This window comes from Staphylococcus sp. GDY8P94P, assembly GCF_017892255.1.
Lineage (GTDB): Bacteria > Bacillota > Bacilli > Staphylococcales > Staphylococcaceae > Staphylococcus > Staphylococcus cohnii.
This window is the reverse complement of record NZ_JAESKU010000012.1, coordinates 1-14,887: the sequence shown is the minus strand read 5'-3', so window position 1 is coordinate 14,887 and position 14,887 is coordinate 1. Positions and strand designations below refer to the sequence as shown.

Below are 14,887 nucleotides of genomic sequence, written 5' to 3'. Positions count from 1 at the left end.
GAATAGATTAATGTATTACTATATAGTTTACTATACTTATTTAATATTCAGAATTTTCGAAAAAGAGGTGAGGGTTATGTTCGAATATGGTAAGCAATTAGGATTATATGATAGTCGTGAAGAGCATGATGCATGTGGTATTGGATTTTATGCCAATATGAATAATGGGAGATCACACGATATCGTTGAAAAATCACTGGAAATGCTACGTAGGTTAGATCACCGTGGAGGAATTGGTGCAGATGGCATGACAGGTGATGGTGCCGGTATTATGACAGAAATTCCTTTTGATTATTTTTCTAAACAAACAGATTTTGAATTACCGAAAGAGGGTCATTATGCAGTAGGTATGTTTTTTTCGAACGTGAAGATAAAAAATTCAGAGCATGAAGCAACGTTCAATCGTTATTTTGAAAGCGAAGGATTAAATGTTATTGGTTATAGAGATGTGCCAGTAGATGTCAATGCCATTGCCGAACATGTAGCCCAAACGATGCCATATATACAACAAGTATTCATCGCATTAAATGATGATGTTCACATAGAAAAAGCGTTATTTTTAGCACGTAAACAAATTGAATTATATGCTAAAAAGCAGCAAGTAGATTTATATTTCACAAGTTTATCTCATAAAACAATCGTCTATAAAGGATGGTTGCGTTCTGATCAAATTAAGAAGCTCTTTCAAGATTTAAATGATGAACGCTATATATCAAAGCTAGGACTCGTGCATTCTCGTTTTAGTACAAATACATTTCCGAGCTGGAAGCGCGCACACCCTAATAGATTATTAATGCATAATGGAGAGATTAATACTATTAAGGGTAACGTTAATTGGATGCGTGCAAGACAAAATGATTTGATTGAAACTATTTTTGGTGAAGACAAACATAAAGTAGAGGAAATTATTGATGAAGACGGTAGTGACTCAGCTATTGTAGACAACGCTTTAGAATTTTTATCTTTAGCTATGGAACCAGAGAGAGCAGCAATGTTAATGATACCAGAACCTTGGCTTTATAATACGGCGAATGACAGTAACGTTCGTGCTTTTTATGAATACTATAGTTACTTGATGGAACCGTGGGATGGTCCAACAATGATTTCATTTTGTAATGGAGAAAAAATTGGCGCGCTAACTGATAGAAATGGCTTGCGACCAGGACGTTATACAATCACTAAAGATAATTACATTGTTTTTTCATCAGAAGTGGGTGTTGTAGATGTACCTGAGGAACAAGTTGCTTTTAAAGGTCAACTAAATCCAGGGAAATTACTATTAGTTGATTTTCAACAGCAAAAAGTAGTTGATAATAATGAATTAAAATCACGTATCGCTGATGAATTACCATATGAGAATTGGCTAAATCAATTTAAAGTAGACTTAGATTTAGACAATGTAAAAGTGGTCCCATCCAATTGGGATGAAGCAACTTTAGCTAGATTACAAAAGCAATTTGTTTATACGAATGAAGAAATCGACAAATATATGACAGAATTAATTGAAAGTAAGAAAGACCCAATTGGCGCTATGGGGTATGATGTTCCGATTGCTGTTTTAAATGAAAAAGATGAATCGTTATTCAATTATTTTAAACAACTTTTTGCACAAGTCACTAATCCACCGATTGATGCATATAGAGAAAAAATAGTGACAAGTGAATTGTCTTATTTAGGTTCAGAAGGTAATTTATTAAAACCTAACGAAGATGTATTGAATAGAATTCAATTGAAAAGACCGGTGTTAACTGAGGCACAATTAAAAGCGATTGACGATAGTAGGTTCAAAGTTAAGCATTTATCAACGCTATATCACGAAAACTTAGAAACGGCGTTAGACAATTTAGGGGAACAAGCAATTCAATCCGTAAAAGATGGCTATGAAATTATTGTATTAGATGATCGAGTACTAGTTGAAGCGCAAGGCTATGCATTGCCAATATTGCTTGCGGTAAGTCATGTACATCAATTATTAATTAGAGAAGGTTTGCGCATGCGTACAAGTATCATCGCACTTTCTGGTGAAACGAGAGAGGTGCACCATGTAGCGTGTTTATTAGGGTATGGTGCTAATGCAGTCGTACCATATTTAGCGCAGCATACAATAGAAAACTTAGTGGAGAAAGGACGCTTAAACGGAAATATTGCCGAAAACGTTCAAACATATACGGATACATTATCAGAAGGTGTCATAAAAGTTATGGCTAAAATGGGGATTTCTACCGTTCAAAGCTACCAAGGGGCTCAAATTTTTGAAGCGGTAGGTTTGTCACAAGAAGTTGTTGACCGGTATTTTACAGGGACACAAACAAAACTATCTGGTATCGATATAAACTTGATAGATAAAGAAAATAAAGCGAGACAGTCATCTGAGAGCGAGTACCTTGAATCTGGTAGTACGTTTCAATGGCGTAAACAAGGCCAACATCACGCATTTAACCCGACGTCAATTCACTTACTACAACATGCGTGTCGTTTAAATGATTATGAACAGTTCAAAACGTTTTCAAATGAAGTCAATCACCAACGTACAGATCATATTCGTCACTTAATGGAATTTAAAAACCAAGATTCAATTGATATCAATGAAGTAGAACCAACGAGTGAAATCGTAAAACGTTTTAATACAGGTGCAATGAGTTATGGTTCTATTTCTGAAGAAGCCCATCAAACACTTGCTGAAGCAATGAATCAAATGGGTGGTAAAAGTAATAGTGGTGAAGGTGGAGAAAATCCTGAACGATTTGTAGTGGATGACGAAGGTCGTAATCGTTCTAGTGCAATCAAACAAGTTGCTTCTGGAAGATTTGGAGTGACGAGTCATTACTTACAACATGCTAAAGAAATACAAATTAAGGTAGCACAGGGTGCTAAACCTGGGGAAGGCGGTCAGCTTCCTGGTTCTAAAGTTTATCCATGGATTGCTGAAGTCAGAGGCTCTACACCAGGTATTGGTTTGATTTCTCCACCACCACATCATGATATTTATTCAATTGAAGACCTAGCACAATTAATTCATGATTTGAAAAATGCTAATAAAAACGCAAATATCACAGTGAAGCTTGTATCTAAAACTGGCGTCGGTACAATCGCAGCAGGTGTAGCTAAAGCTTATGCTGATAAAATTGTGATTAGTGGATATGATGGCGGTACGGGTGCTTCTCCCAAAACAAGTATCCAACACGCAGGTGTACCTTGGGAAATTGGATTAGCGGAGACACATCAAACACTTATGATGAATAATTTAAGATCGAGAGTGATTGTAGAAACAGACGGCAAATTACTCACAGGTAAAGATGTGGCATATGCATGTGCATTAGGAGCGGAAGAATTTGGTTTTGCAACAGCGCCATTAGTCGTCCTTGGATGTGTAATGATGCGGGTTTGCCATAAAGATACATGCCCTGTAGGTATTGCTACACAAAATCAAGATTTACGCGCACTATTTAATGGTAGAGCTGATCATGTGGTCAATTTTATGCATTTTGTTGCTGAGGAATTAAGAGAGATACTAGCCGAACTTGGTTTGCGCACTGTAGATGATTTGGTGGGGCGTACAGACTTATTAAAACGAAAAGATAATTTATCTCAACGAAGACCTAAAGCTGCATCTATGAATGTTGAAGCATTATTATATCAGCACGAAGGTGAAAGATATAAAAAAATAGCGCAAAATCACCATCTTGATGAAGGATTCGATTTAACACAACTATTACCTGATGCTCAAGTAGCAATTGAACAACAGAAGTCATTTACTGGCAATTATGTAGTGAAAAATGAGCAACGAGATGTGGGCGTCATTACTGGTAGTATGATTACTGATATCTACGGTGCTGAAGGTTTGCCTGAAGATAGTATCAATGTCAATACAGTAGGTCATGCTGGTCAAAGTTTAGCTGCTTATATACCTCAAGGATTAACAGTACATCACACAGGTGATGCTAACGATTATGTAGGTAAAGGGCTTTCTGGCGGTAAAGTAATTGTGAAGGCACCGACGCAACAGCGAGAATCAGAAATCATAGTTGGTAATGTCTGTTTCTATGGTGCGTCTTATGGTAAAGCTTTTATTAATGGTAAAGCTGGTGAAAGATTCTGTATTAGAAATAGTGGTGTACAAGTTGTTGTTGAAGGTATTGGTGATCATGGTCTTGAGTATATGACAGGCGGTCGCGTCATTGTGCTTGGAGATGTCGGAAAGAACTTTGGTCAAGGCATGAGTGGTGGTGTTGCTTATATCTTCCCATCTGATATTGAAAAATTTAAAGAAGAACATCAATTAGACAGTTTAGACTTCGACGAAATCACTGTTGCAGCAGAAAAAAATGTTGTGAGAGAGATGCTAGAAGCCCATTTACTTTATACAAATAGTACTAAAGCAAAAAATATATTAGATAATTTTGAAGAAATGGCTAATAAAGTAGTGAAAGTCATTCCGAAAGATTATAAATTGATGATGCAAAAAATTGAATTACAAAAGCGTGAATCTAACCAGCAAGATGAAGCGTTACTGAATGCTTTTAATGACAAGAGAACACATCTAGAACCAGCGCAACAATTAACGGCTGTGTATTAATTTGAAGGGGGACTAAGTATGGGAGAATTCAAAGGATTTATGAATTATGATAAACAACCTTTGCATGAATTGTCTTTAGTAGAACGTTTGAAAGGACACGCACCCTTTCAGCAAAGGTTTACAAAAGAAGAAGCCTCGGAACAAGGTGCGAGATGCATGGATTGTGGCACACCTTTTTGTCAAACAGGTGAACCATATGGTAGAGAAACAATTGGTTGTCCCATTGGGAACTATATTCCAGAATGGAATGATTTAGTGTACCAAAAAGACTTCGAAACGGCATATAAACGCTTGAATGAAACGAATAACTTCCCGGAATTTACTGGACGTGTATGTCCGGCTCCGTGTGAACAATCGTGTGTGATGAAGATAAATAGAGAATCTGTTGCGATTAAAGGTATTGAACGTACTATTATTGATGAAGCTTTTGAAAATGGCTGGGTTAAACCAACGATTCCCAATGAGCGTAAAGCAGCATCAGTAGCTATAGTAGGAAGCGGCCCAGCTGGTTTAACGGCTGCAGATGAATTAAACAAATTAGGTTATCGCATAACTGTATATGAACGTGCACATGAAGCAGGTGGATTATTAATGTATGGTATACCTAATATGAAATTAGATAAAGACGTAGTGCGACGTAGAATCAAACTAATGGAACAATCTGGTATCACCTTTATCACTGATACGGAAATAGGGATAGATGTCAGTAAAGAAAGTTTAGAGGAACAATTCGATGCCATTATTATTTGTACAGGTTCGCAAAACGCACGTGATTTACCATTAGAAGGTCGAATGGGCATGGGTATTCACTTTGCTATGGATTACTTAACAGAACAGGGCGAGTATTTAAATGGTGAAATTGAAAAGCCGTCAATATCTGCAGAAGGGAAAAACGTAATTGTCATTGGTGCTGGTGACACAGGTGCAGACTGTGTAGCGACTGCACTGAGAGAAAAATGTAAATCTATCGTTCAATTTAACAAATACACAAAACAACCTGAAGCTATCGAATTTGACGAAAATACGTATTGGCCATTAGCCATGCCTGTATTCAAAATGGATTATGCTCATAATGAATATGAGGCGCGTTTTGGTTTTGAACCACGTGCATATGGTGTTCAAACAATGCGTTACGAAGTTGATCGTATTGGTAATGTAACAGGTGTTTATACACAAATACTTGAAGAAACAGAGGATGGTATGGTTGTTGTCGATGGTACAGAACGTCATTGGCCAGCTGACTTGGTATTGTTATCAATAGGATTTATTGGTACTGAAACCACTGTGCCACATGCGTTTAATATACAAACTGAGAGAAATAAAATTGTCGCAGATAACAAAAATTTCAAAACGAATCAATCAAATATTTTTGCGGCAGGCGACGCAAGAAGAGGTCAAAGTCTTGTTGTTTGGGCAATTCAAGAAGGTAGAGCAGTCGCTAATGCTGTTGACGAATACCTAACTGAAAAAACATTGGTGTAACATTTTAATTATAATTGACTTTTTTAATGGGCTATAATATTATAATTATTGTGTTCATTTGGAGGAATACCCAAGTCCGGCTGAAGGGATCGGTCTTGAAAACCGACAGGGGCTTAACGGCCCGCGGGGGTTCGAATCCCTCTTCCTCCGCCATTATCATTAAATACCAAGACTAATAAATAATATAGTAGGCAAACGTTTATTTAATATAAAGTGTTTGTCTTTTTTTGTTGTTTACGATCAATGATAGAAAAAAGACGAGTGCTTTACATAGTTTTTGTTATTGTTTGTGGCATTTATCATTAAACTTATTGCTGTGATTACGCCAAACACAAAATAATATATATTTTTATTGAAGAAGGTCATCAAGTAGAGATAGGAAATTAATGTCTACTTGATGACCTTTTTTAAGAAACTGAGTGAAAGCCTTTACAAAACTTGTCTATACAAGTTATAATCTGGATAATATTAAAGTTTAAGGGAGTGAATCATCATGGCTGTTAAAAAGAAAGATGTTCAAGATATAGTCGAAGCTATTGGGGGCAGAGAAAACTTGGACACAGCAACACACTGTGTGACGCGTTTGCGACTTGTTTTGAAAGATGATGATAAGGTCGATAAAGATCGACTGAGTAACAATGATTTAGTTAAGGGACAATTCAAAGCTGATAATCAATATCAAATTGTTATTGGACCAGGTACTGTAGATGAAGTTTATAAACAATTTATTGAGGAAACCGGGGCTGAAAGTGCCTCTAAAGATGATGCGAAAGCAGCGGCAGCTAAAAAAGGGAATCCTATACAAAGATTGGTTAAGTTATTGGGAGATATCTTTATACCAATTTTACCGGCTATCGTAACTGCTGGTTTACTATTAGGGATTTATAATGTATTAACAATGGAAGACTTGTTTGGGAAGCAAGCATTGGTGGCACAATATCCACAATTAGGGGACTTTGCAGATATTATTAATGTTATTGCAAACACTGCCTTTATTTTCTTGCCAGCTTTAATTGGTTGGAGTAGTATGCGTGTGTTTGGTGGGAGTCAAATACTCGGTTTGGTATTAGGTCTAATTTTAATGAACCCACAACTCGCTTCACAATATGATATTGGGAAAGGTAATATTCCAGCATGGCATATCTTTGGTTTAGAAATTAAACAACTGAACTATCAAGGTCAAGTATTACCAATCTTATTAGCATCATATGTATTAGCACAAATTGAAAAGTTCTTAAGTAAATATGTGCATGATTCAATCAAAATGTTAGTCGTTGGTCCAGTTGCCTTATTAATCACTGGTTTCTTAGCGTTTATCGTTATAGGTCCAATTGCCTTATGGTTAGGAACAGGGATTACAAATGGTGTGACATTTGTCTTTGAACATATCGGCTGGTTAGGTGGCGCAATTTATGGTTTCTTTTACGCACCTCTAGTTATTACAGGCTTACACCATATGTTCTTAGCGGTTGATTTCCAACTGATGGGAAGCAGTCTTGAAGGGACGTACTTGTGGCCAATCTTAGCAATTTCAAATATCTGTCAAGGTTCAGCTGCATTTGGTGCATGGTTCGTCTATAAACGACGCAAAATGGCCAAAGAACAAGGCTTGGCAATGACTTCTGGTGTATCAGGATTCTTAGGGGTTACTGAACCAGCATTGTTTGGTGTAAACTTACCGTTGAAATATCCTTTTGTTGCAGCGATTTTAACTTCGGGTGTTATAGGCGCTATCATAGGTGCAATTGGTGTCTTAGGTAATGTTGGCGTTGGCGGTGTGCCAGCCATCATTTCTATTAAAAAAGATTTTTGGTTAATTTACGGAATAGGTACCGTTCTAGCAATGGTAGTACCAGCGATATTAACTGTTATCTTCTCGAAGTTCAGTAAAGAAGAAGCAAAAGAAATAGTAGAAGAATAGTTAATTCGAATAGATAAGTACAACTAAACTCGCTAAGTTTGATTAGCGAGTTTCTTAATTTAAAATACAAAGATAAGGTGGTAATAATATGGTAGTCAATGATTGGAGAAAATCGGTAGTTTATCAAATTTATCCTAAGTCATTCAATGATACGACGGGTAATGGTGAAGGTGATTTAAATGGCATAATTGAAAAGTTAGACTATCTACAATATCTAGGTGTGGATTATATTTGGTTAACACCTATTTATGAATCACCTATGAATGATAATGGTTATGACATTAGCGATTATTATAAAGTGAATGAACAATTTGGCACGATTGAAGATTTAAAAACATTGATTGCTGAAGCACATCAACGTGATTTAAAAATAATGATGGATATCGTCATTAATCATACATCTACAGAACATGAATGGTTTAAACAAGCATATTCAGATAAAAGCAACCCATATAGAGACTACTATTTCTTTAGGAGGTCAGCAGATAATCAACCACCGACAAATTGGGAATCAAAGTTTGGTGGTAATGCTTGGAAATACGATGACAAAACAGATGAATATTATCTTCACTTATTTGACGTAACACAGGCAGATTTGAATTGGGATAACCCTGAAGTGCGTCGTGAACTCTATAAAGTGATTAATTATTGGATTGATTTTGGTGTAGACGGTTTTAGATTCGATGTAATTAATTTAATATCAAAAGGTGAATTTAAAAATTCAGAAAAGATAGGAAAAGAATTTTACACTGATGGACCACGTGTGCATGAATACTTACACGAAATGAATCAACAGACATTTGGAGTTAAAGATATGATGACAGTGGGCGAAATGTCTTCGACAACGATTGAAAATTGTATTCAATATACGGATCCCGAACGTCAAGAACTAAGTAGTGTGTTTAATTTTCATCATTTAAAAGTAGATTATATTAATGGAGAAAAGTGGACAAACGCAAAGTTAGACTTTCATAAATTAAAAGAAATATTAATGGAATGGCAAATAGGTATTTATAACGGTGGCGGATGGAATGCTATTTTTTGGTGTAATCATGATCAACCACGTGTAGTAACACGATTCGGTGATGATTCGACGGAGGTTTTACGTCAAAGTAGTGCTAAAATGCTAGCCATCGCTTTGCACATGCTTCAAGGCACACCATATATTTACCAAGGTGAAGAAATTGGTATGACAGACCCTCACTTCAATGATATCGACCAGTATAGAGATATAGAATCTCTAAATGCATATAAAAAGTTAAAAGCTGAAGGTTATCCAGAAACAGAGATTTTAACGATATTAGGACAAAAATCTCGTGATAACTCTCGTACACCTGTACAGTGGACAAGCGGTGAAAATGCAGGTTTTACTTCAGGCACACCTTGGATTGATATTCCTAACAACTATAAGGAAATCAATGTTGAAGCAGCCATAGAAGACGATCAATCCATTTTGCAAACATATAGAAAATTGATAAAGCTACGTCACGAACATGATATTATAACTTATGGGAATATTGAGCCACTTTACATGGACCACGATGAATTATTTGTTTATAAGCGTCATTATAAGGATGAAACATGGTTAGTGATTGCTAACTTTTCAAAAGAAAAAGTTGAAATACCACAAGACTTAAAAGTTGAAGGAGAAGTAATGTTACAAAATGGCTCGATTGTAAATGGTTTAATAGACGGATTTGGTGCCATCGTAGTTAGACAATAATTTAAATTAAAAGGCAGTGAGTGAAATCACATGAAACAGAAAAAATTTATTGCGATTTATGAAAATTTACGCACAGATATCATCGAATCAAAGCTACCATATGGTGCTCAATTGCCATCAGAAAACGAATTGTTATTCGACTACAATGCCTCTCGTGAAACCGTGCGCAAAGCGCTTAATCTACTTGTTAGAGACGGTATGATTCAGAAAATTAAAGGTAAAGGATCAGTTGTAATCTATCAAGGTGTTACAGAATTCCCATTTGCGAATTTAACGAGTTTCAGGGAAGTTCAACAAGGATTAGGTCTGAGTCATGAGACTGAAGTTAGATTATTAGAACGCATACCTGCCAGCGAAGTACCGGAAGTAAAAAACGCTTTGGGCTTGCGCCAGAGTGAAACATTGTGGCACATTATCCGAACGCGAAAAATTGATCGTCGCGTAAAAATTATTGATGAAGATTATTTAGTAGAAAAAATTGTTCCTGATATAACAATGAACATTGCTAAAGATTCGCTGTATCATTATATAGAACAAACGCTGAAGTTAGAAATTAGCTACTCTAATAAATCTATCACCTTTGAAGCATTTGGTAATTTAGAATGTGAAATATTTGGAGATGTAACACCACCATACACTGCAACGGTTCGAGGTATCGTCCATTTAAAGGATACGACAAAATTTCAATATAACATTTCCAAACATTTAGCCACGGAGTTTAAGTTTAATGATTTTTCGAGACGTCACAAAATTTAATGAAATAAGTTATAAAATAATGAATTGTATGACTTGCAATCAGTCATTACCTTATAGTATGATATATCTTGCCGTGCTAGGTGGGGAGGTAGCGGTTCCCTGTACTCGAAATCCGCTTATGCGAGACTTAATTCCTTCGCTAAGGCTACGTTTTTGTGAAGTCTGCCCAAAGCACGTAGTGTTTGAAGATTTCGGTCCTATGCAATATGAACCCATGAACCATGTCAGGTCCTGACGGAAGCAGCATTAAGTGGATCATCGTATGTGCCGTAGGATTGCCGAGATTTAGCTGTCGACTTTGGTTACGTTTATGATACGTATTCGAAGCGAAGGTGCACGGTTTTAATTTTTAAAATAAATACAATTAACCATATATTATGAGTGACTTATCTTTTGATAGCAGTCACTCTTTTTTTATATTAAAATAATAGCGATACATTAATTTAATTGATTGAACTGTAACGATAGCATTCTGATTGTAACTGCCCAAAATTGAATTTAGTGAATTTGGAGGAACGACATATGCAAATTTATTTAAGTACATTAACTGAAAATGACTATGACGCAAGTTTAGACGAAATAAAAACTGCTTTTGAAAACGTCGCAGAGTCCAACCATGATGAACAAGATTTAGTTTTGAAAATTAGAGCATCTACAGAATATAATTCCGAATTGGAAGTTGTTGCGAAGACAGATGAAGGTGATGTCATTGGCCATGCAATGCTTTCAGAAATAGAGATTATTAACGATGAAACACGCTATATGGCGTTAGCGTTAGCACCTTTATCTGTATTGCCAGAATATAGAAGTAAAGGTATAGGTAAAGCGCTTGTTCAAGCTGTGGAAGAACGCGCAAAAGCGCAAGATTATACGACTATTATTGTACTTGGAGATCCTGAATATTATGGTATGTTAGGTTATGAAGAGGCAAGCCACTATCAAATTTATAGCCCGTTTGATGTACCATCGAAATATTTTGTGGTTAAATTCTTGTGGGAACAACTTGCAGAGCAACCAAATGGTAATGTAGTTTATCCAGAGGCATTTAATTAATATTCAAAATATAAAGCACAGTGATATAATAGTTGTTGAATGTAATTGGAGGTGTGAAGGTGAATTATCAAGCTTTATATAGAATGTTCCGGCCACAGAGTTTTGAAGATGTAGTAGGCCAGGAACATGTAACTAAAACATTGCGCAATGCAATTTCAAAAGGCAAACAATCACATGCGTATATTTTTAGCGGGCCGAGAGGGACAGGCAAAACAAGTATCGCAAAAGTATTCGCGAAAGCTATTAATTGTCTCGAACGTTCCAATGGAGAACCTTGTAATGAATGTGCTATTTGTACAGGGATTACGCGAGGAACGAATTCAGATGTGATTGAAATAGATGCTGCTAGTAATAATGGTGTGGATGAAATTAGAAATATCAGAGATAAAGTTAAATACGCACCAAGTGAATCAAAATTCAAAGTATACATTATAGATGAAGTTCATATGTTAACAACAGGTGCTTTCAATGCATTGTTGAAAACTTTAGAAGAACCACCAGCACATGCAATTTTTATATTGGCGACTACAGAACCACATAAAATACCTCCGACAATTATTTCAAGAGCGCAAAGATTTGATTTCAAAGCAATTAGTCACGATGAAATTGTAGAACGTTTGCAATTCGTAGCAGACGCTCAAGATATAGAATATGATAATGCTGCCTTAGATTTTATTGCCAAAGCATCTGAAGGTGGTATGCGAGACGCGTTAAGTATCATGGACCAAGCAATTGCTTTTGGTGATGATCATCTTACATTGCAAGACGCGTTGAATGTAACTGGTAGCGTAGATGCTCAAGCATTGAATGATTTACTAAAAGAGATAGTTGAAGGAGATGTAAAAACTGCATTTTCAACTTATCACCAATTTATTGCACAAGGTAAAGAAGTAAATCGTCTGATTAATGATATGATTTATTTTGTGAGAGATACCATTATGAATAAGACATCTAATATAGAATCTGAATATGATGCACTGATGCATTTTGACTTAGAAACTTTGTATAAAATGATTGATGTGATTAATGATACGCTTGTTTCAATCAGATTTAGTGTCAATCAAAGTGTGCATTTTGAAGTATTATTAGTTAAAATAGCAGAAATGATTAAAGGCGAATCAGAAAATGTGCAAACTGTTGCTACAACGAGCGTAGCCAGTGAACCTAATAATGAAGTATTGTTACAGCGAATGGAACAGTTAGAAAATGAACTGAAAACATTAAAATCACAAGGTGTCGTAACTAATAATGCAAAACCGCAAGCTAAAAAAACAGCTAGTAAAGGCACGCAATCGAAAAATGCGTTTTCAATGCAACAAATTGCCAAAGTATTAGATAAAGCTAACAAAGAAGATATTAAACAGCTTAAAGACCACTGGCAAGAGGTTATAGATCACGCTAAAAGTAATGATATGAAATCATTAGTAAGCTTACTTCAAAATTCAGAACCAGTGGCAGCTAGTGAAACACATGTACTGATTAAATTCGAAGAAGAAATACACTGTGAGATTGTAAATAAAGATGATGAAAAAAGAGAGAATATTGAGAACGTAGTATGTAATATTATAGATAAAACAGTTAAAGTAGTGGGCGTGCCAGCAGATCAGTGGATGAGAGTAAGAACAGAATATCTTCAAAACCGCAAACAAAGTACGAGTGCGGAAGAAAACAGAACAGCGACAACAGCGTCTCCTGAAGAAGTCGACGTCGTTCAAAAGGCTAAAGACCTATTTGGAGAAAACACAGTAAATGTAATTGATGAAGAGTGATACATGACAATGAATTAAAAGGCATGTATAATGAGACAAAAGATGAATTACAATCAGATGAGATTGAAGTTTTTAAGGAGGATAAATATATGCGCGGTGGCGGAAATATGCAACAAATGATGAAACAAATGCAGAAAATGCAAAAGAAAATGAATGAAGAACAAGAAAAATTAAAAGAAGAAAAAGTACAAGGTACAGCTGGTGGTGGCATGGTAACTGTCACAGTATCAGGTCATAAAGAAGTTCTCGATGTAGAAATCAAAGAAGAAGCAGTTGATCCAGATGACATTGAAATGTTACAAGACTTAGTTATTGCTGCTACTAACGAAGCGATGAATAAAGCTGATGAACTTACTCAAGAACGTTTAGGTAAGCATACACAAGGCTTAAATATCCCTGGAATGTGATTGTATGCACTATCCAGAACCAATATCCAAACTTATCGACAGTTTCATGAAACTGCCAGGCATTGGGCCGAAGACAGCTCAACGTCTGGCGTTTCATGTATTAGATATGAAAGAAGACGATGTCGTTCAATTTGCTAAAGCTTTAGTAGATGTAAAACGAGAACTTACCTATTGTAGTGAGTGTGGGCATATTACTGAGCAAGATCCATGCTATATTTGCCAAGATAAACAGAGAGATCGTTCAATTATTTGTGTGGTTGAGGACGATAAAGATGTTATCGCTATGGAAAAAATGCGTGAATATAAAGGCTTGTACCATGTATTACATGGTTCTATATCTCCGATGGATGGCATAGGACCAGAAGATATTAATATTCCAAGTTTAATCAATCGCTTGAAAAATGATGAAGTAAAAGAGCTCATCTTAGCAATGAACCCTAATTTGGAAGGCGAGTCAACGGCGATGTATATATCGAGACTAGTTAAACCAATAGGTTTAACAGTAACTCGATTAGCGCAAGGACTTTCTGTTGGTGGAGATTTAGAATACGCGGATGAAGTGACATTATCAAAAGCGATTATGGGCAGAACAGAGATGTAATAAGTGTTCAATTATAAATAAAATGAAACCAAGCTACCTTTTTTTTAAGGTAGCTTTAAATTTTTGAAAAGAAATTTAATAAACAGTAAAGTTTGTTTTATAGAGTTATTCAAACTATTTATCAATGTCAAAAATCACGAGATGAAGATAAAAACGAACGATACGAACCATTGGAAATAAAAAGTATGTAAAATGAAGAAAGATCACATTTGATCATGAAGAAAAGTGTAAATTTTACTGTTGTTCAAAGCGTTTTAAGCGTGTATAGTATTTACTTGTCGGACGAAACAAAACGACACACATAATGATATTTCAAAACAAGCTTTCAAATTAATTTTAAAAAGTTCTTGACTTTCAAAGTTAAAACCTGTAGAATTAATTCTTGTGATTGAAACAAATGAACATTGAAAACTGAATTGCAATATGTCAACGTTAATTCCGATTTCAACATTAAATGTTGAATCAAAACAACGTGTTATTAATAACACAAATTAGTATTTTATGAGCTAATCAAACATCATATTTTTATGGAGAGTTTGATCCTGGCTCAGGATGAACGCTGGCGGCGTGCCGAATACATGTACGTCGAGCGAACATAT

General features: G+C 35.7%; 9 protein-coding genes, 1 tRNA gene, 1 rRNA gene and 1 other RNA gene. All 12 read left to right on the top strand.

Features of this window, described 5'->3' with window-relative positions:
* The first annotated feature begins 76 nt into the window (after positions 1-76).
* A complete protein-coding gene (gene gltB, locus KA926_RS07735; RefSeq protein ID WP_107517848.1) occupies positions 77-4,576 on the top strand; it encodes a glutamate synthase large subunit in 4,500 nt (1,499 codons plus the stop codon).
* A gap of 18 nt (positions 4,577-4,594) precedes the next feature.
* Positions 4,595-6,058 (top strand): glutamate synthase subunit beta, encoded by a 1,464-nt coding sequence (locus tag KA926_RS07730; protein WP_107385687.1) that lies wholly within the window; start codon positions 4,595-4,597, stop codon positions 6,056-6,058.
* Between the two features lie 60 nt (positions 6,059-6,118).
* Positions 6,119-6,211: transfer RNA gene (locus KA926_RS07725), tRNA-Ser, on the top strand.
* Positions 6,212-6,551: 340 nt separating this feature from the next.
* Positions 6,552-7,979 (top strand): PTS system trehalose-specific EIIBC component, encoded by a 1,428-nt coding sequence (gene treP, locus KA926_RS07720; protein WP_107383741.1) that lies wholly within the window; start codon positions 6,552-6,554, stop codon positions 7,977-7,979.
* An 88-nt stretch (positions 7,980-8,067) separates the two neighbouring features.
* The gene (gene treC, locus KA926_RS07715) at positions 8,068-9,702 is read left to right on the top strand and encodes an alpha,alpha-phosphotrehalase (protein ID WP_107385688.1); all 1,635 of its coding nucleotides are present in this window, start codon (positions 8,068-8,070) and stop codon (positions 9,700-9,702) included.
* Between the two features lie 30 nt (positions 9,703-9,732).
* Positions 9,733-10,458 (top strand): trehalose operon repressor, encoded by a 726-nt coding sequence (gene treR, locus KA926_RS07710; RefSeq protein ID WP_107385689.1) that lies wholly within the window; start codon positions 9,733-9,735, stop codon positions 10,456-10,458.
* Between the two features lie 71 nt (positions 10,459-10,529).
* An RNA gene (gene ffs / locus KA926_RS07705) (signal recognition particle sRNA large type) lies at positions 10,530-10,798 on the top strand.
* Positions 10,799-10,980: 182 nt separating this feature from the next.
* A complete protein-coding gene (locus KA926_RS07700) occupies positions 10,981-11,511 on the top strand; it encodes a GNAT family N-acetyltransferase (RefSeq protein ID WP_107385690.1) in 531 nt (176 codons plus the stop codon).
* Between the two features lie 59 nt (positions 11,512-11,570).
* Complete coding sequence (gene dnaX / locus KA926_RS07695) at positions 11,571-13,280, top strand: DNA polymerase III subunit gamma/tau (protein WP_107385691.1); 1,710 nt, start codon at positions 11,571-11,573, stop codon at positions 13,278-13,280.
* Between the two features lie 89 nt (positions 13,281-13,369).
* Positions 13,370-13,687 (top strand): YbaB/EbfC family nucleoid-associated protein, encoded by a 318-nt coding sequence (locus KA926_RS07690; protein ID WP_026034724.1) that lies wholly within the window; start codon positions 13,370-13,372, stop codon positions 13,685-13,687.
* A gap of 4 nt (positions 13,688-13,691) precedes the next feature.
* Entirely contained in the window at positions 13,692-14,288 is a 597-nt protein-coding gene (gene recR / locus KA926_RS07685) for a recombination mediator RecR (protein ID WP_046206986.1), read from the top strand.
* Between the two features lie 524 nt (positions 14,289-14,812).
* Positions 14,813-14,887: ribosomal RNA gene (locus tag KA926_RS07680) — 16S ribosomal RNA — on the top strand; the annotation flags it as partial.

What these genes read in the sequence shown, in the direction of transcription:
- gltB (WP_107517848.1), top strand. Translation starts at nt 77, where the DNA reads ATGTTCGAATATGGTAAGCAATTAGGATTATATGATAGTCGTGAAGAG.
- KA926_RS07700 (WP_107385690.1), top strand. Translation starts at nt 10,981, where the DNA reads ATGCAAATTTATTTAAGTACATTAACTGAAAATGACTATGACGCAAGT.
- treR (WP_107385689.1), top strand. Translation starts at nt 9,733, where the DNA reads ATGAAACAGAAAAAATTTATTGCGATTTATGAAAATTTACGCACAGAT.
- treP (WP_107383741.1), top strand. Translation starts at nt 6,552, where the DNA reads ATGGCTGTTAAAAAGAAAGATGTTCAAGATATAGTCGAAGCTATTGGG.
- treC (WP_107385688.1), top strand. Translation starts at nt 8,068, where the DNA reads ATGGTAGTCAATGATTGGAGAAAATCGGTAGTTTATCAAATTTATCCT.
- KA926_RS07690 (WP_026034724.1), top strand. Translation starts at nt 13,370, where the DNA reads ATGCGCGGTGGCGGAAATATGCAACAAATGATGAAACAAATGCAGAAA.
- KA926_RS07730 (WP_107385687.1), top strand. Translation starts at nt 4,595, where the DNA reads ATGGGAGAATTCAAAGGATTTATGAATTATGATAAACAACCTTTGCAT.
- recR (WP_046206986.1), top strand. Translation starts at nt 13,692, where the DNA reads ATGCACTATCCAGAACCAATATCCAAACTTATCGACAGTTTCATGAAA.